The sequence below is a fragment of the Candidatus Pantoea deserta genome (assembly GCF_003813865.1).
GTDB lineage: Bacteria > Pseudomonadota > Gammaproteobacteria > Enterobacterales > Enterobacteriaceae > Pantoea > Pantoea deserta.
In genome coordinates, this window is the sequence record NZ_RMVG01000001.1 from 442,347 (window position 1) to 461,069 (window position 18,723).

Below are 18,723 nucleotides of genomic sequence, written 5' to 3' on the forward strand. Positions count from 1 at the left end.
ATCATGATGGTTGATCTTTCAGACGCCCAGGCTGGCGTCACGCTTATCCAGAACAGCGGTATACAGCTGCTGGATGCAGGCGTCTCGCTGGCCGCGTTCAACTCGCACAGCGGGCGCTTTGCCCGCCAGACAGCGAACGGGCCGCTTCTGCGCCTCGATTATCAGGCTGCCTCAGCTAAATATCAGCTCACGCATCCACAAAGCGGCGCGACGGAAATCGTCAAACCGGAAAGCCAGTTTACTGCGGAAGCGTCGCTGATGATGCTGCAAAACCAGTGGCTGCCGCTGCCGCTGCTGCGCGTGCAGGCGCAGCGCACCGCGTCTGTCGGCCCTTTTAACTGGGCCAGAGTACAGTTCAATCGCCTGCCCACCGCCAATGCCCTCTGTCATGACGTACAGGTCACGCTGGCCTTCGATACCCAGACCGATCCAGAAGGCAGAGAAATGCCGGGTCTGGCGCCGACCAGCGCTGACGTGCGCAACGGCACCCGCTTTCGTCTGGCGTGGCGCAATCATGAGCTGGCCGAGTTTCTCGATCAGACATGGATCGATGGCTGGCTGCGCGAAATATTTATCCTAAAAACTGAGCAGCTGGGCTATAGCGATGAGGCCAAAGCCCATGCGCTGAAATACTTCGATTACCAGGCGCACTACCTGAATTTGCTGGAGATAGTGGGCGAGCAGCTGCCGGGCCTGCAAGTGCAGCTTGCGGGCGAAACGCCCGCAGCCTCCGCCATTGATGTCGATCTGGTGCTGGATGTCGGCAACAGCCATACCGCCGGCATTTTAATTGAAGACCACGGCCTGAAAAACGACGGGCTGCGGCAGTGCGCCGCGCTACAGATTCGCTCGCTCAGCGAACCGACCTGGGTGAATGAGCCGCTCTTCTCCAGCCGCATTGAGTTCAGCGAGGCGCAGTTCGGCAAGCCCTGTTACTCCGCCGAGAGCGGACGCGACGACGCCTTTGTCTGGCCCTCTCTGGTGCGTACCGGCGCAGAGGCTTGCCAGCTGGCGATAGCGCGCAGCGGGACGAAAGGTCCCAGCGGCCTCTCCAGCGCGCGCCGCTATCTGTGGGATACCGCGCCTGCCGACACGCCCTGGTATTTTAGCCACGCCGAAGACGCCCCGCGCAGTGAGAAGCCCGCCGTCGCTATGCCGCTGATGCGGCTGGTTAATAGCGAAGGCGTGCTGCTCGCCAGCCTGCCGGAAGAGGCGCGCATGCCGGTCTTCTCTCCTCGCTACAGCCGGAGCGCGCTGATGACGCTGATGCTGAGCGAACTGCTGGCGCAGGCGCTGATGCAGATGAACAGCTTCGCCTCGCGGCAGCAAATGGGACAAAGTCATACCGGCCGCCAGCTGCGCAGCATTATCCTGACGCTGCCCTCCGCCATGCCGATACAGGAGCAAAAACTGTTTCGCCAGCGCATGGAAGAGGCCGTAGCTATCGTCTGGAAAGCCAGGGGATGGCATCCGCTGGACGCCCTGTTCGACTATGCGGAGGCGGGCAAACAGAGCAAGGTGCCGCTCCCGGCGATCCATATCGACTGGGACGAAGCCACCTGTGGTCAGCTGGTGTGGCTCTATAACGAAACCCGACGCCGCTACGACGGGCGTGTCGATCTGCTGCTGCGCACGCTGGCGCGTCCCGATCGCCTGCCGAAAGCAGAGGACGAACGGGGACAGCGCTTGCGCATCGCCTCGCTGGACATCGGCGGCGGCACGACGGATATGGCGATTGTGGAGTATCGCTGCGGCCACGCCGTGGGCGGCCAGCAGGAAATCAAACCCACCCTGCTGTTTCGTGAAGGCTTTAAGGTTGCCGGAGATGACATGCTGTGCGATGTGATCCAGCAGCTGATTTTACCCGCCATTGACGCCCAGCTGCACCGGTGCGGCATTGCCGCCAGTCGTCCGCTGATGACCCAGCTGTTCGGCGATGCGCCGGGCGCAGAACGCGACGGCGCGATGCAACAGCATATTACGCTACAGCTGCTGATTCCGCTGGCGCAGGCGGTGCTGGCGCGCTGGCAGAACAGTGCGGCAGACCCTCGTCACGAGGTGCTGGAATCGAGCTTCGCCTCTCTGCTGCCCTCGCCTCCCAGCGCGGCCGTGATAGCCTGGGTTCAGGAGCGCGTGGCTCGCGCTGCGCCGGAGTCCAGTCAGGCGTTTGACCTGCTGGCCACGCCGCTGCACGTGGACTTTGCCGCGCTGAATGACGCGCTGATCGCAGGACATTTCTCCGTTACTCCTGCCCTGCGCGCCCTGTGCGAGGCCGTTGCTTATCATCACTGCGATCTGCTGCTGGTCGCCGGACGCCCCGCCGCGTTGCCGGGCATCCAGGCGCTGCTGCGCGCGCTGCAACCCGTGCCGGCCAGCCGCATTATCTACCTCAATGATTATCAGGTAGCGCTTGAATGCCCGCTGAGCCGTCAGGGCGCGCTGACTAACGCCAAATCCACCGCGGCTATCGGCGCCATGCTGTACCGACTGGCGACCCAGCTTCGGCTGACGGGCTTTCATTTCAACGCAGCGGAAATCAGACCCTATTCCACCCTTCGCTTTTTCGGCCCTCTGAACCATGACGGTCAGCTCCAGGAAGAGCATGTCTGGTATGGACCCGCCGATCTCGACGAGACAAGCGCACCGCTCAACCCGGCACTGATGTTTCCGGTACGGGGCACGACGCGTCTTGGCTTTCGCCAGTTAGCCAACGCCAGCTGGCCTGCCTCGGCGCTTTATCAGCTGAGTATCAAGGATAGCGAACTGGCCCGACAGGTTGCCGCCGGTAAAACGCTGCGGGTGAGTCTGCAACGCGATCCGCAGAGCGGCGCGTTCTCGCTCGCCAGCGCGCAAATGCAGGACGGCAGCGCCGTGACGCCGCAGCAGTTACTGCTTACGCTGAACACGCTGGGCGGCGCGGCCGATGAGTACTGGATCGACAGCGGGAAACTTTATCAATGAATGGCTTAGCAAAAAAACGTGCCGCTCTGACGCACTGGGTGCTGCACACGCGTCAGCACGTATCGCGCGTCGAGGATGAGGCCGAAACCCTGCTGGCGCAGCTCTCCTGCCTGAGCGCTCGCGCGCGGCGTATCGATGCGCTGGCGCATCAGCCGCTCTCTGTGGGGCTGTATGGTCATGCGTCCGCCAGCAAAATCGGGTTGCTTAAAACGCTGCTTAACAGCGCTGACGGCGCGCTCTGGCTGCGCAGCGGCGAGCGGAAACTCGATTATTTCGCCCACGTTCATCCTGGCTGGCATCAGTCCGCCATCGCCGTTCGCTTTACCGCGCAGCCGCAGCCGTTTACTTCAGGCGCGCCGCTGCTGCTGACCCTGTATCGCGAAAGCGAATTTGCGCGCCATCTGGCTGACCAGGCCTCGCTCCGCACGCCACCGGCAGAGGTGTGCAGCCGACTCGATGCGTTACAGGCTCAGGCGATGCCGCAGCCGCAGTCCGGCATGAGCGCGAACGAAGCGATGGAAATGCTGGCGGCCTGTCAGCGCAACGCCCCGCCAGCCAGCCTGCTCTCCGCAGAACTTCTGCTGGAGATGGCTGAGCTGCTGCCGCGGCTACGCCGGGAAGATCGCGCGCAGCTTCTGGCGACGCTTTGGGGCGAAGACGCCACGCTGACTGCCGCCTGGCTTCATCACGCCAGGCTGTCAGAGCAGCTCAGCGGCGCGACGCAGATACTGGCCTCAGACGCCCTGCTGCTGAGTGATGCCATGTGTCTGGCAGGGCGCTCACTGGCGGACGCGCCGCCTGATGACCCTGGCGACCTGCGCGAAACCGCCGTATTTCCGCTACGCGACGGCCAGCCGCAGCGCGCGCAGCGCGTCAGCGTGGCGGATCTGGCGCGCGCCTGTCAGGAGATAACGCTGCAACTGGATAAACCGGGTAGCTGTCCGGTCGATTTAGTGACGCTTCCTGTCGGCCGCCTCGGCGACTATGGCGAACGTCTGCTGCCCGATACGCTGCTGATCTGTCAGGCGGCCCGCACGCCTGAAGAGGCGCAGCTGGCGGCGCAGCAGCTGGCTGGCTGGCTCAGTCGTACCGACATCGGTTCGGCTACGCCGCGCCTGGTCTGGGCGCTGACCGCCGAGGACATCGCCAGCCGCAGTCAACGCCAGATCGATGATAAGGTTCAGCGCGCGCTGATGCGCGCCGATGTCCCCTGGGGCGTCTTTCAGCTTTTTGAGGGCGAACACGCCAGGCAGGCCAGCGCCTGGCTAAAAGAAACGGTCAACGACGCCCAGCGCCAGCAGCGCTATCGCGCGCTACTGCAAGCCTGCGCTCAGCAAACCGAGGCGCTGTTTTCCGCGTTCCTGCCGCTGACCGCGGCGCAGCGCGCGGCGCGTGAACAGCAGATAAAACAGCTGATTCAGCATCTGCAACAGCAGATCGATCGTCATGGCGATCTGCTCACCGCGCTTGAGCTGCCTGCGGGGCTGCTGACGCAAACTCATCGGCTCTTCCGGCAAAAACAGCCCGTCTCGCCAGCCGCCGGCGTGCCGGTTATCGACCTCTTTGCCGATTCGCCGGATACCGACAATCAGACAAAGCATGGACAGCCCGACCTGGCTGCGTCGATCTATAAAGCCTGGGTGCATTACCTGCGACAGCTTACGCCGGAACATCCGCGCCTGAAGTCGCTGATGATGCCGTCATCGGCGCTGCGGCTGACGACCGATTTGTTGATTAAGATCGCGGAGCACTGCGAGTTACGCGCGCGCCTGCGCGCTCGTCTGGCGGAGTGCAAAGGGTGCGACGAGGCCGAAATGGCCTGCGCTGCCGCCACAATAAGCGAGTTTGCGACCTGGCTGGGCTATGCGGAGACGCCGCCAGAAAATCGGCCGCGCAGTAAAGTCGATGCCGCGAAAGCCATTTTTGCCGCCGCCCAGCAAACGGACTCGCGGCAGCGGTTAACGCAGCTTGATACGCAGCCGCTGAGCCAGGGTTTGCACTGGGCTTATGACTGGCTGGTGGCGTTTTATCACCGGATTCAGGAAGTGCATAACGAGGCTGACGCGCTGACATCCGAACAGGCACATTCACTGCGGGCGGCATGGCAGATGGAGAAGGATACCACCGCTCTCGCACAGGAAGCCTGACAGCCAGACGCCGCACGGGTCCTGGTCCTGAAAAGCCGTTTTTCAGGACCGATCGCCTTTCGCGCGGACAGGGCGTGAAGCATCATGCGCTTTTCCTGCCTTCCTGGGCCGCCTGACCAGCGCTTTGCCCCAGGCGGCCCATGGAATCGCAACCGCAAAGGCGCACAGAAAATTCCGTCACGTCTTGTACCACGTGCCGGTCTGCCCCCGCTGCGCGCGCGGGCGGCCTGACAGATGCTCTCCCCTGGCTTTTCCAGCGCGACAGCGCGCCTTTTCAACCTGCCGCTTATCTGAGCGCCAGCGAACCCACGCTTTTCGCGCGTTTTCCCGCCTGTATCTACTCTTCTTTGTTTTCACCCCCGCGCGGCGTTATTGCTGGCCATCCCGATTCGATTAACATCGGCATAGTGATTTACCGCACGCCTTTTTAATCCTTTGCTGCGCAGCTATTTTTTATTTAACCATGATTGCCAAATAACAACTTTAGCCATCAGCACGCCTGTTGTGAGTTGATACAGCCAGTAATGGCCGTACTATGACGCTTAGCCTTTTATTTTAATCGCCGAAATACACAGAGATGATAAGCGAAGACGCCCTTACAGGATACCGCTCAAGCTATTGAATTAAATACAAAAACAAACGAAACCTTTCACGGATGATAATCATTTCCTTTTATCGGCGCGGGTAATAGCGTTAATAAGACCGTTTTCAGTCAGGTATTTGCTATATGACGTTATATCCATTGAGCCTTCATTAAGATTTTAAGTGTTATTTTCGTGCCGATATTTGAAAGAGGGTTTGTGTCCCTCTTTCACATCGCCGCATGGCTCTGCCTGTGCGATGCATACAATACACAATAAAAAAATAATGACTTACTACACTCAGGACAATTACATGCAATCTCTTTCTGCTCAACAGGAACAGGTGAAAAGCATTAACGATCTTAACCTCTCTTATCTTTTGTTGGCGCAATCGCTGATTAAAGAGGATAAAGACGCCGCCAGCTTTCGCCTGGGCTTAACCGAACCCTTAATGAACACCTTAAAATCCCTGTCTGTATCACAGTTAATTAAGCTGGCCTCTACCAATCAGCTTATTTGCCAGCTGCGAATCAACAGTGAAGCCGTTATTGATTTCTTAACCAGGGATTCACGTATTGATGCGCTTCAGCGCGTGCACACCGGTATTATTTTATCGACCGATCTGCTTCATACCCTTACCGGTTCCGACATTTCAAAGTGATGGTGATGTGATGAGCGATCCAGGCATCCTTGATGAAATTAAAGATATTCATCTGGCTATGGCACTTATCTCTGCCGGCGCGCGTATGCAGGTATTAGAAAGTGAAACCTCTCTCAGCCGCAGAAAGTTGCTGCGGCTGTATAAAGAGATTAACGGCTGTTCTCCCGCAAAAGGAATGCTGCCCTTTTCACCCGACTGGTTTATGTCGTGGGAACAGAATATCCACTCTTCGCTTTTTTATAATATCTATCTCTATCTACAAAAAACAGAGAAGAAACGCCCGGTAGAGACGCTGCTAAAAGCGTATCATCTCTATGGCGAGCAGTGTCCGTGCGAACCGGGCGAAAAGCCCGTGCTGGAGTTTACCCGCGCCTGGACGCTGCTGCGCTTTATTGACTGCAATATGCTGGAACAGGTTTCCTGTTCCGTCTGCGGGGGAAATTTTATCTCCACGTCGCGTTATACAAATGCGTTATTCACATGCAGTTTATGCCACCCGCCCTCGCGCGCCAGTAAAAAAAGCACAATAAATGGAGAGGTCATGTATTGAAGTGGTGAAAAATTAATTGTGGCGGTAAGCGCTAAATTACCCACCCAGATAATACCCTGAATAAACATACCGCCACCTGTTTTTGATTATCAGGATAGAGGCTGGAAGGAATATCAGACAGACTGCGCAGGGCTTGCCTGTTTAAAAGCCCGCTGTTGCTTCTGATAACTATGCTCCGCAGGCCGTCTTTCTTGCTGGCAGAAATTAAATCACAGATCCTGCCATATAAGCCATAAACTTTATCGCTGGGCTGTTTTGTTATGCTTTACTGACGCAACGCGTCAGATCATTGTTAATACACCTGTCTTTGTCACTTTTGAGAATACTCCTTGTCGGTTTAGCAGTTTGCGTGTCTGTTGCCTGCTACCTCCTGGCGATGCCGCGCAGCAATCACCCTGCCCGAACCCGTCGGCGTATTCGCCCCAGTAAAACGCACTGAAATATCCGGGCGCGGACCGGCTTTTTACGCTATGTAAATGCCTGCATACGGGCCAGCCGTCATGTTTTGTTGCTCTTATGGCAGCCCCACTCACCTCTTCCCTCTGCCTCAGCAGGTTGATCCTGCTCGCAAATCAGAACATTTGTTTCTTTACACATTCAATGTGGAATAAATATTTGATAAAAATATCAGCCATTCGACCCTGCGCGCCCTGATGGAATCCCATCAGCAAAAGGTTAGAGAGGGGGACGTCAGGCTTTCTATAGTGAAAACCTGGTGAACTGAGCGGCCCCCGCCGCTTTCCCGTAACACACTTATAACTATGGAGATGTTATGTTTCCCTCTTGCTTACCTGCTCCCCGCCTGCCCGACGCCGCCCGGATCCCTGCGCTGCGCTGGGGAATCGTCGGTCCAGGCTGGATCGCCGATCATTTTGCCAGCGCGCTGCGCCAGCACACCGGCCAACAGCTCGTTGCCGTTTCATCGCGCAGCCAGCAGAAGGCCCAGACGTTTGCTGATAAATGGTCTGTTCCCCATGCGTGCGGCGGCATTGACGAGCTGCTGGCGCGTGATGACATTGATGCGGTCTATATCGCCACGCCGCACAATCACCACTTCCCCGACGGCCTGCGCGTGTTGCAGGCCGGCAAACATGTGCTGATTGAAAAGCCGCTGGCGCTGAATGCGCATCAGGGCGCGGCGCTTCAGCAGGCGGCGCAGCGCGCGCAGCGGCTCTGTATGGAGGCGATGTGGTGTGACTTCGCGCCGAAATATGACGTTATACGCCAGCTGCTGGCGGACGGCGCGCTGGGCGAGATTCATAGCCTGATCGCCGACCACGGCGAGTTTTTCACCCCGGATCACCGCATTTTCAATGCCGATCTCGCAGGCGGGCCGATGCTCGATCTCGGCAGCTATCTGGTCGCCTTTAGCATTCTGGTGGGCGGCGCGCCTGAGCGCATCATCGCGCAGGGCGAACCTGCGCCGGGCGGCGTTAACGGTCAGACCTCGATGCTGTTTCGCCATGCCCGCGGGATGCAGTCGGTGCTGCACACCACGCTGTTCAGCAACACGCCGGGCGCGGCGGTGATCGCCGGACGTGACGCGACGCTGTTTATTGACGGCCAGTTCTATGCGCCGGGCAACTTCCGTCTGGTCTCCAGCGATAAGCGCCAGACGCTGCGCTGGGACGAACCCACCAGCCGCTATCAGCAGCTGTGCCACGAAATTAACCACTTTGCATGGTGCGTCGGCCAGAGCCAGTTTGATTCGCCGATCCGCTCGCTGGAGACGTCGCTGATGACGCTGCGCGCGATGGATGAGGTGCGTCGGCAGATCGGCGTGCAATTCAACGAAGAACGCTAACCTTGAGCCTGGAGTTCAGAGAGATGAAAATTGCTTTTGATGTGGATGTAATCAGAGACATGGGCATTACCCGCATGGTGCACCAGGTGGCCGAATGGGGATACAAATACATTGAACAGTCGCCTCATCCGCAGATCAACCCGTTCTACAAGCATCCTAAAGCCAGCCGCGAAATCATGCGCGAGTACAAGAATGCGCTGAACGCCACCGGCGTTGAAATCTCCTCTTTTATTACCGTGTATCGCTGGTCCGGTCCGGATGAGCTACGCCGTCAGGCGGCAGTAAAAAACTGGAAGCGCATGATTGAGATTGCCGTAGAGATGGGGGTGCAGGTGATTAACACCGAGCTTTCCGGCAATCCTAACGAGCCAGAAATCTGCGAAGAGATGTTCTATCGCTCAATGGAAGAATTGCTGCCGATTTTCGAACGAGAAAACATCCGCGTCGAAATCCAGTCCCATCCGTGGGATTTCTGCGAGAACAGCAACGAAACGGCGGATATGGTGAAGTCGTTCCGCAGCGACAACGTGAAGTACGTCTACAGCGTGCCGCACACCTTTTTCTACGACAACGGCAAAGGCGACGTCAGGCCGATGCTGGAGTATGCCGGGGACGATCTGTCGCACGTGCTGATTGCCGATACCATGAACCACACCAAACACTGTCGCTACATCGTCAATCCACCGGGCGTGGATGCCACTATCCACCAGCACGTTGGCGTGGGCGAAGGCGAAGTCGATTTTGATACGCTGTTTCAGACGCTGCGCGAGATGGATTTCGCCAGCCGCACCTACAAGGTGGGCGGCGAATCCATTATCGCCTCTGCGCTGTTCGGCTACCCGGAAAAGATGAAGACGCAGGCCGTCGAAACGCGCGAGCTGATCGAGCGCGAGCTGCTGAGCCGCTGATTAACTCAGGCGCTCGACCCTGACAAAGCGCCCACTGGTCAGGGATTCGCAGGCGGCTTCCGCGATGGCCTGCGCCTGTAAGCCATCCATCAGGCCAGGCAGATCCGCCACCGTTTCGCCGCCGAGCTGGCGCAGAAACGCATCCAGATGGGCATACCAGGTGTCGCGCACGCGGCTAAACCAGTCCGGGAACAGGCCGGGCTGGGTAATGCCGTCTGCCTGATAGAGCGTCGCGCCGCGCAGGGACTGCGGCTCCGACGCCAGCATGCCTTGCGAACCCGCCACGCTGATGCGTTCGTCGTAGCCGTAAGCGGTGCGCCGCGCGTTATCAAGCTGCGCCAGCGCGCCGCGCCTGAGCTGCATAATAATGACCGAGGTGTCCACGTCGCCAAACTCGCGAATGGCGGGCAGCGCCAGCGCCGCGCCCAGCGCGCCGACGCTCTCGACCTCATCGCCGGTAAGAAAACGCAGCAGGTCGAAAAAGTGAATCGCCTGGTCGCGCATCTGGCCGCCCGACGCGCGCAGATAGTCGAGCGACGGCATCTCGGATGCGCGGCACACCATCTGAATCAGCTCCGGCGCGCCGATCGCTCCCTGCTGAATGCGCTGCTTTAGCTGCTGATGGCTGCGGTCGAAACGCCGGTTAAAGCCGACGGTAACCGGCACCTGTAGCGGCATAAGCTGTTCCACCACCGCGCGCGCCTTCGACAGCGACAGATCGATCGGCTTTTCGCAGTAGACCGCCTTGCCTGCGCGCACCGCCTGCGCCAGAAAATCGGCGTGGGTCGGCGTCGAGCTGGCGATCAGCACCATATCTATATCGTCGCGCTTAAGCGCCTCGCTGACCTGGGCGGCGCGCGCGCCGTAACGCTGCGCCAGCGCCTCGGCGCGCGCCGCGTCGAGGTCGCATACCAGCGCCAGCCGGGCGGCAGGATGCGCCGCCAGATTCGCGGCGTGAACCTGGCCGATAAAACCGCTGCCAATCAGGGCAACACGTTGAGTCACAGGCAACATTTCCGTTTTCCTCTTCACAGTTCGGGGTGGCTGACCTTGTCAAAATAGCCCGTTCTGTCAGGCTGGCTGAACGCAGAAATTGATGGAATCCACTCAGTATGAAGCGAATGACGCTCAGCAAACTGGCGCAGGCCGCAGGCGTTGGCGTGGCGACCGTGGACCGGGTGTTAAACGATCGCGGCGGCGTCTCACCGGCGATGACGAAAAAGGTGCTGGAGGCGGCGCGCGCCGCAGGGCTTAACCGCATCCTGCCGGAAGAGCACCGCCAGCCGTGGCAAATCGAGGTGATCCTCAGCGGCAATGACTCTTTTTTCTTTCAGCAGCTGGCGCAGGATTTTCAGCAGCTGGCCGATGCGCTGGGCTATCGCCGCCTGCGCTTACAGCGCACCTTTATCGCTGAAAACGCGCCGGAGAAACTGGCGGCGCATATTCTCGCCAGCAGCCGCAGGATGGATGCGCTGATGGTATTCGCCCATGAACATCCGGCGATTTACCAGGCGCTGCGCGACTGCAAAGCGCGCAGCGTGCCGGTTATCACGCTGGTATCCGATCTGCCGGAGTCCGAACGTCTCTTGCATGTGGGCATCAATCAGCTGCAAGCCGGACGCACCGCCGGGCTGATGATGGGCAGCATGCTGGCGCGCGCGGGCGAGGTTCTGATGGTGAGCGGCCGCGTCGACTATCGCGCCCATCGCCAGCGCATCGACGGCTTTCGCGACGTCTTGCAGCAGCGCTTCCCGCATTTGCGGCTGCGTGAAGTGCTGGCCGGACAGGAAGAGCGCGCGCGCATCAGCAGGCTGCTGGAGAAGGCGCTGGTGGAATCGCCAGACATTGTCGGCATCTACAATACGGGACTCGGCAACAGCGAGATTTCGCAGGCGCTGGCGCGTCACCGCCGCGAGCGCGCGGTGGTTTATATCACCCATGAGCTTTACGCCACCACGCGCCGCCTGTTGCAGCAGCGCATCCTGACGTTAACCCTCGATCAAAACACCCAGCGTCACGCCCAGCTGGCGCTGAATCTGCTTTTGCAGCAGCTGGAAAAGGGCGGCGATTTTTCCACTTATGAAGATGGCCGGGTCGACTTTATGCTCTACACCCAGGAAAACGTCGATTAACGCCAGCAGGGTTAAACCGCGATTTTCCGCCCTGCTACACTCAAAAACGTCGAGACACTCTCACATCAACAAGGCGAACCTTCACTATGTCGGAAAATAGCTATCAGCCCGCAACAGTCTGGAAATGGGACCCGCAAGCCAAAGGCAACGGCGCGGCCACTAACCGCCCTGCCGCAGGCGCAACCCATGAAAAAACGCTGCCGGTCGGCAAGCATCCGCTGCAACTCTATTCGCTCGGCACGCCAAACGGCCAGAAAGTCACCATTCTGCTGGAAGAGCTGCTGGCGGTAGGCGTAAAAGAGGCCGAGTATGACGCCTGGTTAATCCGCATTGGCGACGGCGACCAGTTCGGCAGCGGCTTTGTTGAAATCAACCCCAACTCAAAAATCCCGGCGCTGAGCGACCACTCGGTGACGCCGCCGCAGCGCGTGTTTGAGTCAGGCAATATTCTGCTCTACCTGGCGGAGAAATTCGGCCACTTCCTGCCGGACGACCCGGCGGGCCGCACCGAAGCCCTGAACTGGCTGTTCTGGCTACAGGGCGCGGCGCCTTTCGTTGGCGGCGGCTTTGGCCACTTCTACCACTATGCGCCGGAGAAAATCGAGTACGCCATTAACCGTTATACGCTGGAGACCAAGCGTCTGCTCGACGTGCTGGATCGCCGCCTGGCGGAGAGCCGTTTCCTCGGCGGCGACGCCTACACTATTGCCGACATCGCCACCTGGCCCTGGTTTGGCGGTCTGGTGCTGAGCAACCAGTATGGCGCGACCGAATTCCTCGACGCCAAATCCTATAAGAACGTGGTGCGCTGGGCGCAGGAAATCGCAGAGCGCCCGGCGGTGATCCGCGGCCGCAAGGTCAATCGCGTTATGGGCGAACCGGCCGACCAGCTGCACGAGCGCCACGACGCATCCGATTTTGATACCAATACCGAAGATAAACGCCAGGCGTAAAGGAGCCGACAATGAGCGCATATGTGATTTTTATTCGCGACAAAATTACCAATCCCGAAGAGTTCGCGATTTACGGCGAGAAAGCCGGTAACGCGCGCGGCGATCACCCCATTAAGCCGCTGGCGTTTTACGGTCAGCTGGAGACGCTGGAAGGGCCGGAAGCGGACGGCGTGGTGGTGCTGGAGTTTCCTACCGTCGAAGCGGCGCACGGCTGGTATGACAGCCCGGAGTATCAGGAAGCGAAGGCCCATCGCCTGAAAGGCGCGGAGTACCGCGTGGTGCTGGTGCAGGGCGTAGAGCAATAACAGAAGCTGAGCAGTAAAAAAGGACGCCGGAAGGCGTCTTTTTAAAATCTGGCGGCGTGCTGACGCGGGTTGCATGGCCCGCGTTTCACACTCTGTGCCGCCATAACTAAAACCAAAGGAAAGTTCGCCTTAATTCAGCGCGATGCGCGCCACGCTATCCGGTCCCTTGCTGCTGTGATCCTTGTTGAACCCCTGCTTAATCGTGACGTACAGCGTCTGACCATCCGGCGTGACCAGCAGGCTATTAGGATGCCCGTCAAACGACCAGCTGTTTTTCACCGCATATGTGGTGGCGTCAAGCTGCAATACTTTCTGCGATTCACGCTGGCTGATATAGATCTCATTGCGCGCGGCGTTGAACTTAATGCCCAGCGCATCGCCGTCGATCCGCTTGATCACCTTGCCGGTACGCTCGTCAAACACCAGCGTGGTCTTCGCTTTCGAGTTATCGGTGACAAACAGACGGCCGGTGGCCGGATCTTCCGCCATATTCAGCAGCAGATACTCTTTGCCGTCGCCTGCGGTTAAGCGCTTCTCGATCTTATGGCTGCGCGGATTGATCACCAGGATCTCGCCGCCGCCGTTCGCGGCGTAAAGTCGATCGGTAACCGGTGAGTAGATAATGCCCGTGACCCACTTGCCCGCGTTTTTAATGCGCGTTTTCAGCTTCATGGTCTCCTCGTCCACCACCCAGATCACGCCCGGATCGCCGACGCCGCCGATATAGAGCAGGCCGTCATGCAGGAAGATCTCACGCGCGCCGAACGGAAACCCCTTCTCGTTGCGTTCGCTGAACAGGGTGCGGGCAAGAACTTTTCCTTTTACCGGATCGATCTTCGACACGCCGCCGTCCAGCGAGTTGGTCACATAGAGCACGCTGCCATCGCTGTTCATGGTCATGCCAAAGTTTTTCAGATCGGTATAGCCCTTGCCGGTGGTCGCCAGCGTGGCGGGGTCGAGGCGATAGATCACGCCGCCGCTGACATCTTTAAAGGCATCCGCGCTGGCGACATAGAGCGCTTTCGCGCCAGGCGCATACGCCATCTCATACAGGCCGAAGCCGAGTTCACGCTGCTTTACCTGAGAGGCGGCGGGCTGCGCGGCAGCCGTCGGGGCGTCGGCTTTTTTTACCGGCGCCTGACAGGCGGTCAGGCCGAACGCGGCCATAACCGCCAGAGCAAGCGCGGCTTTACGCGGGCTGAAAGGAGATTTCATGCATGACTCCATGTAGAAAATAAATCGCCTCCGCCTGGCTCAGCCGCAGCGGTCAGCGTTTAAAAAGAATGAGAATCATACGCATTATCACGCATTGTGTAAATGTTAGCCCCTTGCCGCCGCGTTTACGCTTCCCGCTGTAGCTGCGCCTGCAAAAAATCGACAAAGGCCATAATGCGCGTCGGCAGCTGACGCTGCGCCTGCCAGACCGCGAAAATATCGCCGTCAGGCGCCTGCCACTCCGGCAGCACGCGCAGCAGTTCGCCGCGCGCGATGGCGTGCTGCGCATCCCACCACGACCGCAGCAAGATGCCGTGGCCGTCCAGCGCCATACGCATCGCCACTTCACCGTCGTTGGTGAGCAGCGTGCCGCGCACCTTCTGGCTGACGCTTTCGCCGTCCCGCACAAGGCGCCATAGCGTAAAGTCGCCCTCATGCTGGCGCAGCAAAATGCAGTTGTGCTGCGCCAGCGCAGGGACAGTGGCGGGCAGGCCGCAGCGCGCCGCATAGGCGGGCGAACAGCAGAGCACCCGCGGGTTGGCGCGCAGCCGACGCGCCACCAGCCGCGAATCCGGCGGCTCGCCGACGCGCACGTCAATATCGACGCTGGCGTCGAGAAAATTAAGCGGCTGACTGCTGAGCTGGAGCGAAATCGCCACTTCAGGATGCAGGGCGGCAAACGCCGAGACGCAGGGCGCGACGTGGCGTCGGCCAAAGCCGAATGAGGCGTTGATCGTCAGGGTGCCGCGCAGTGCCTGCGTCTGGCCGCTGACCGCCTCCTCCAGCGCCGCCAGCTGATCGAGCAGCGGACGCGCGCCTTCCAGGTAGCGTCGCCCTTCCGCCGTCAGCTCCAGACGTCGCGTGGTGCGCTTCAGCAGCTGCACGCCGAGCCGCCGCTCCAGCATGCTGAGCCGCTTACTCACCGCCGCCAGCGACAGGCCGAGATCGCGCGCCGCCGCCGTCAGGCTGCCCAGGGAGGCGATACGCACAAAGAAGGCGAGATCGTCGGTCGAGGTACGGGATTCTCTACTTTGATTCAACATTGGCTTGCGTTTCAGGCTAATTATTTCCCGGTGATGCAAAGTTATACTGCGCTAACAATTCGAACATCAACCCTGTGAGGTGCCCTGTGACGCAAAAAACCCATCGTATCGCTGTGATTGCCGGCGACGGTATCGGCAAAGAGGTGATGCCGGAAGGCATTCGCGTAATGAACGCGGCGGCAGAAAAGTTTGGTATCGCGCTGCGCTGGGAGTGGTTTGATTTCGCCAGCGCCGAGTACTGGCAGCAGCACGGTAAGATGCTGCCCGATGACTGGTTCGCGCAGCTGAAAAGCTTCGATGCCATCTACTTCGGCGCCGTGGGCTGGCCGGAGATCGTGCCGGATCACGTCTCGCTGTGGGGATCGCTGCTCCAGTTCCGCCGCGAGTTCGATCAGTACGTTAACCTGCGTCCGGTGCGCCTGATGCCAGGGGTGAAGGCGCCGCTGGCGAACCGTCAGCCTGGCGACATCGACTTTTACGTGGTGCGCGAAAACACCGAAGGCGAATACTCCAGCGTCGGCGGCACCATGTTCCCTGGCACCGACCGCGAAGTGGTAATCCAGGAAACGGTGATGACGCGCACCGGCGTCGATCGCATCCTGAAATTCGCCTATGAGCTGGCCAGCAGCCGGCCGAAAAAACATCTGACGTCCGCCACCAAATCCAACGGCATCGCCATTACCATGCCCTACTGGGATCAACGCGTAGAGGCGATGGGCGAACGCTATCCCGACGTCAGGGTCGATAAATACCACATCGATATTCTGACCGCTAACTTTGTGCTGCACCCTGACTGGTTCGACGTGGTGGTGGCCAGCAACCTGTTCGGCGACATCCTTTCCGATCTGGGTCCGGCCTGCACCGGCACCATCGGCATCGCCCCTTCGGCCAACATCAATCCGGATCGCACCTTCCCCAGCCTGTTTGAGCCGGTACACGGCTCCGCGCCTGACATCGCCGGGAAAGGCATCGCTAATCCCATCGGGCAGATCTGGTGCGGCGCAATGATGCTGGAGCATCTGGGTTATCAGGCGGCGGGCGAGGCGGTGCTTGACGCCATCGAACGCACGCTGGCGCAGGGAGAATGTCTGACGCGCGACCTCGGCGGACAGGCGTCCACAGAAGCGCTGGGCGCGGCGATAGCCGCCGCGCTCAGCGCCTGAAGCCAGCCGACCGCCGCGTCAGGCGCGGCGAGCCAGCGCCAGCGCGCCGCTCAGCGCGTCCCCCTGCGGCGGCGTCAGCGCGCGTTGCAGCGCTTCCGCCAGATAGGGGGCGATGGGCTGCGCCAGCCCGCCCATTAGCGCCAGCCTGCCGGGCTGGCGCGCCAGCAGCGGCTGCGTCATCAGCCTAATCTCTTCGGCGGTCTGCCGCACCAGCGTCAGCGCGTGAACGTCGCCCTGCTGCGCGGCGGCAAACACCTCTGGCACCACGCTGCCCCAGTCCGCCGTGGTCGCCTGCTGCGACCAGAGCAGCAGGGTTTCCGCGCTGTCGGCGAACCGCCGCATCAGGCGCTGCGTCAGGGGAGAGTCCGGCACGACCGCTTCATGCGCCAGCAGCGCCAGCCGCAGCGCGCGCTGCCCCAGAATCGCGCCGGAACCCAGGTCAGAAAGCGCAAAGCCCCAGCCGCCGAGCAGTGTGAAATTTTCACCATCCCAGCATGCGCCCTGACTGCCGGTGCCCACGATAAACACCGCGCCGGGCGCGCCGCCGTGCGCGCCCACGCAGGCGATCTCGACGTCTGTCACCACGCGCAGGGAGGCGCAGGCCGGATGCCAGTCGGCAAGACGTCGCTGAACCGACGGCACATTGGCCCCCGCCAGCCCGGCAACAATATGTATCTGCGTGGCCGCTATCTGCGCCTCATTCGCGACCTGCGCGATAAGCGCCTCAAGCACGCCGATAGCCGCTTCACAGTTAGCGAAGACATTGGCCGGGCCGCCTTCGGCCTGCGCCAGCATCGCGCCCTGCGCGTCAACGAGCCGCGCGCGGCAGCGCGTGCCGCCGCCGTCCAGTCCGAGGTAATAAGAAGAAGTCATATGCCGTTCCACGCCGCCTAAGGTTGCGGCTCATTTTCCAGTTTCTGACGCCGGCGTAAATGCGGAAACAGCGCCATCCACAGCCCGACCACCACCAGCGTGCCGATCCCGCCAATGGCGGCGGCGGGTACCGCCCCAAACCAGGCGGCCAGCATGCCCGACTCAAACTCGCCGAGCTGGTTCGAGGTGTTAATAAAGATGGCGTTTACCGCGTTGACGCGACCGCGCATATCATCGGGCGTATCGAGCTGCACCAGCGAGCCTCGAATCACCATGCTCACCATATCGAAGCCGCCCAGCGCGGCCAGCGCCAGCAAAGAGAGCCAGAGCTGAGTAGAGAGCGCGAAGACCAGGGTGGCGACGCCAAAACCGGCCACCGAGCCGAACATAATCATGCCGACATGCTTTTCCAGCTTGTTGCGGCTGAGCCACAGCCCCACCAGCAGCGCGCCCACCGACGGCGCGCCGCGCAGCAGGCCCAGTCCCCAGGGACCGGTGTGCAGAATATCCTGGGCGAAAATCGGCAGCAGCGCCGTCGCGCCGCCAAGCAGTACGGCAAAGAGATCCAGCGAGATAACGCCGAGCACGTCTTTACGTTCGCGAATAAAGCGCACCCCGGCAAACAGCGTTGACAGCGTCATCGGCAACCGCGCCTGCGGCGGCCGCTCGTAGCGCAACCAGGCGACCAGACAGAGCGACAGCAGATAGAAAGCGGCGGACACGCCGTAGACCACCTGCGGTCCGGCAACGTAGAGCAGTCCGCCAAGCGTTGGGCCGACAATGACCGCCGCCTGGCTGCCGACCGAGGTAGAGGCCATCGCCCGCGCCAGAATGCCGGGCGGCACCAGCGAAGGCAGCATAGAGGTAATGGCTGGCCACTCCAGCGCTTTGGCGACGGAGATTAAAAACACCAGCCCCCAGATTTCAATTTTCCCTGCCCAGTTAAACAGGGTTAACAACACCAGCGCCGCCAGCGCGGCGCACTCGATGAACTGCCCCAGCAGCACGATGCGGCGGCGATCGAACTGATCGGCCAGATGCCCGGCGGGCAGCGCCAGCAGCACCGAGGGTAAAAACTGCATCAGTCCAATCATGCCCAGCGCCATAGCGCTGTTGGTCAGGGCGTAAATCTGCCAGCTGATGGCGACTGAAAACATTTGAAAGCCAAACGATGAGCAGGTGCGGGCCAGCCAGAACGCGACAAACGCCCGGTGTTTTAACAGCGACTCGTCCGCTGCCGATGCCATAGAATCCATAGTGTATCCCGTTAATTAACGTGCTGGTTCACGTCGTGGCGCGAACCTCTCTTTTTATCTGTCCGTTCAGGCGGACAGGCAGCACAGCCTGCTTGATTTCTTGCTGCCTGACAACGGCGGGAAGTGCTTTAGCGGGTAAACTGGACTCAGCGCAGAGAGGCGGGTTAATTA

At 60.2% G+C, this 18,723-nt stretch carries 15 protein-coding genes; 10 read left to right on the top strand and 5 right to left on the bottom strand.

The window, feature by feature from the left end:
• The first annotated feature begins 3 nt into the window (after positions 1-3).
• From BBB56_RS02095 to BBB56_RS02120, 6 genes are all read left to right on the top strand, one after another.
• Complete coding sequence (locus BBB56_RS02095; protein ID WP_123798328.1) at positions 4-2,961, top strand: virulence factor SrfB; 2,958 nt, start codon at positions 4-6, stop codon at positions 2,959-2,961.
• Positions 2,958-5,108 carry a virulence factor SrfC family protein gene (locus BBB56_RS02100; protein ID WP_123798330.1) on the top strand — a complete coding sequence of 717 codons (2,151 nt, stop codon included), beginning with the start codon at positions 2,958-2,960 and terminating at the stop codon, positions 5,106-5,108. The genes BBB56_RS02095 and BBB56_RS02100 overlap by 4 nt, the downstream gene beginning before the upstream one ends.
• An 894-nt stretch (positions 5,109-6,002) precedes the next feature.
• A complete protein-coding gene (gene flhD, locus BBB56_RS02105; protein WP_123798332.1) occupies positions 6,003-6,350 on the top strand; it encodes a flagellar transcriptional regulator FlhD in 348 nt (115 codons plus the stop codon).
• A 10-nt stretch (positions 6,351-6,360) separates the two neighbouring features.
• Entirely contained in the window at positions 6,361-6,900 is a 540-nt protein-coding gene (gene flhC / locus BBB56_RS02110) for a flagellar transcriptional regulator FlhC (RefSeq protein WP_123798537.1), read from the top strand.
• 772 nt (positions 6,901-7,672) lie between these two features.
• Entirely contained in the window at positions 7,673-8,704 is a 1,032-nt protein-coding gene (locus BBB56_RS02115; RefSeq protein WP_123798334.1) for a Gfo/Idh/MocA family protein, read from the top strand.
• 23 nt (positions 8,705-8,727) lie between these two features.
• Positions 8,728-9,612 carry a sugar phosphate isomerase/epimerase family protein gene (locus BBB56_RS02120; protein WP_123798335.1) on the top strand — a complete coding sequence of 295 codons (885 nt, stop codon included), beginning with the start codon at positions 8,728-8,730 and terminating at the stop codon, positions 9,610-9,612.
• Here BBB56_RS02120 and BBB56_RS02125 read toward each other — a convergent pair whose 3' ends face one another.
• Positions 9,613-10,626 (bottom strand): Gfo/Idh/MocA family oxidoreductase, encoded by a 1,014-nt coding sequence (locus BBB56_RS02125; protein ID WP_123798337.1) that lies wholly within the window; start codon positions 10,624-10,626, stop codon positions 9,613-9,615.
• 98 nt (positions 10,627-10,724) lie between these two features.
• Between BBB56_RS02125 and BBB56_RS02130 the strand changes: the two genes are divergently transcribed.
• From BBB56_RS02130 to BBB56_RS02140, 3 genes are all read left to right on the top strand, one after another.
• Entirely contained in the window at positions 10,725-11,744 is a 1,020-nt protein-coding gene (locus tag BBB56_RS02130) for a LacI family DNA-binding transcriptional regulator (protein ID WP_123798339.1), read from the top strand.
• Between the two features lie 86 nt (positions 11,745-11,830).
• Entirely contained in the window at positions 11,831-12,697 is an 867-nt protein-coding gene (yghU, locus tag BBB56_RS02135) for a glutathione-dependent disulfide-bond oxidoreductase (RefSeq protein WP_123798341.1), read from the top strand.
• Between the two features lie 11 nt (positions 12,698-12,708).
• Entirely contained in the window at positions 12,709-13,002 is a 294-nt protein-coding gene (locus BBB56_RS02140) for a DUF1330 domain-containing protein (RefSeq protein ID WP_123798342.1), read from the top strand.
• Between the two features lie 129 nt (positions 13,003-13,131).
• On the opposite strand, the gene BBB56_RS02145 is transcribed toward BBB56_RS02140, so the two are convergent.
• Both BBB56_RS02145 and BBB56_RS02150 read right to left on the bottom strand, forming a co-directional pair.
• Positions 13,132-14,217 carry a YncE family protein gene (locus BBB56_RS02145; protein WP_123798344.1) on the bottom strand — a complete coding sequence of 362 codons (1,086 nt, stop codon included), beginning with the start codon at positions 14,215-14,217 and terminating at the stop codon, positions 13,132-13,134.
• A gap of 125 nt (positions 14,218-14,342) precedes the next feature.
• On the bottom strand, positions 14,343-15,260 hold the full coding sequence (locus tag BBB56_RS02150) for a LysR family transcriptional regulator (protein ID WP_123798346.1): 918 nt from the start codon (positions 15,258-15,260) through the stop codon (positions 14,343-14,345).
• Positions 15,261-15,346: 86 nt separating this feature from the next.
• Here BBB56_RS02150 and BBB56_RS02155 point away from each other — a divergent pair, with 86 nt between their 5' ends.
• Complete coding sequence (locus BBB56_RS02155; protein ID WP_123798348.1) at positions 15,347-16,423, top strand: tartrate dehydrogenase; 1,077 nt, start codon at positions 15,347-15,349, stop codon at positions 16,421-16,423.
• Between the two features lie 18 nt (positions 16,424-16,441).
• Here the strand turns inward: BBB56_RS02155 and BBB56_RS02160 are convergent, their stop codons facing one another.
• Together BBB56_RS02160 and BBB56_RS02165 are read right to left on the bottom strand one after the other, a co-directional pair.
• The gene (locus BBB56_RS02160) at positions 16,442-17,296 is read right to left on the bottom strand and encodes a glucosamine kinase nucleotide-binding domain-containing protein (protein ID WP_123798350.1); all 855 of its coding nucleotides are present in this window, start codon (positions 17,294-17,296) and stop codon (positions 16,442-16,444) included.
• Between the two features lie 17 nt (positions 17,297-17,313).
• Complete coding sequence (locus BBB56_RS02165; RefSeq protein WP_123798352.1) at positions 17,314-18,552, bottom strand: MFS transporter; 1,239 nt, start codon at positions 18,550-18,552, stop codon at positions 17,314-17,316.
• Between the last annotated feature and the right edge of the window lie 171 nt (positions 18,553-18,723).

Excerpts from the sequence above, each read along its gene's own strand:
- BBB56_RS02165 (WP_123798352.1), bottom strand. The coding sequence starts at position 18,552 with ATGGATTCTATGGCATCGGCAGCGGACGAGTCGCTGTTAAAACACCGG.
- yghU (WP_123798341.1), top strand. The coding sequence starts at position 11,831 with ATGTCGGAAAATAGCTATCAGCCCGCAACAGTCTGGAAATGGGACCCG.
- BBB56_RS02095 (WP_123798328.1), top strand. The coding sequence starts at position 4 with ATGATGGTTGATCTTTCAGACGCCCAGGCTGGCGTCACGCTTATCCAG.
- BBB56_RS02140 (WP_123798342.1), top strand. The coding sequence starts at position 12,709 with ATGAGCGCATATGTGATTTTTATTCGCGACAAAATTACCAATCCCGAA.
- BBB56_RS02100 (WP_123798330.1), top strand. The coding sequence starts at position 2,958 with ATGAATGGCTTAGCAAAAAAACGTGCCGCTCTGACGCACTGGGTGCTG.
- BBB56_RS02145 (WP_123798344.1), bottom strand. The coding sequence starts at position 14,217 with ATGAAATCTCCTTTCAGCCCGCGTAAAGCCGCGCTTGCTCTGGCGGTT.
- BBB56_RS02160 (WP_123798350.1), bottom strand. The coding sequence starts at position 17,296 with ATGACTTCTTCTTATTACCTCGGACTGGACGGCGGCGGCACGCGCTGC.
- BBB56_RS02120 (WP_123798335.1), top strand. The coding sequence starts at position 8,728 with ATGAAAATTGCTTTTGATGTGGATGTAATCAGAGACATGGGCATTACC.
- BBB56_RS02115 (WP_123798334.1), top strand. The coding sequence starts at position 7,673 with ATGTTTCCCTCTTGCTTACCTGCTCCCCGCCTGCCCGACGCCGCCCGG.
- flhC (WP_123798537.1), top strand. The coding sequence starts at position 6,361 with ATGAGCGATCCAGGCATCCTTGATGAAATTAAAGATATTCATCTGGCT.
- flhD (WP_123798332.1), top strand. The coding sequence starts at position 6,003 with ATGCAATCTCTTTCTGCTCAACAGGAACAGGTGAAAAGCATTAACGAT.
- BBB56_RS02125 (WP_123798337.1), bottom strand. The coding sequence starts at position 10,626 with ATGTTGCCTGTGACTCAACGTGTTGCCCTGATTGGCAGCGGTTTTATC.
- BBB56_RS02150 (WP_123798346.1), bottom strand. The coding sequence starts at position 15,260 with ATGTTGAATCAAAGTAGAGAATCCCGTACCTCGACCGACGATCTCGCC.
- BBB56_RS02130 (WP_123798339.1), top strand. The coding sequence starts at position 10,725 with ATGAAGCGAATGACGCTCAGCAAACTGGCGCAGGCCGCAGGCGTTGGC.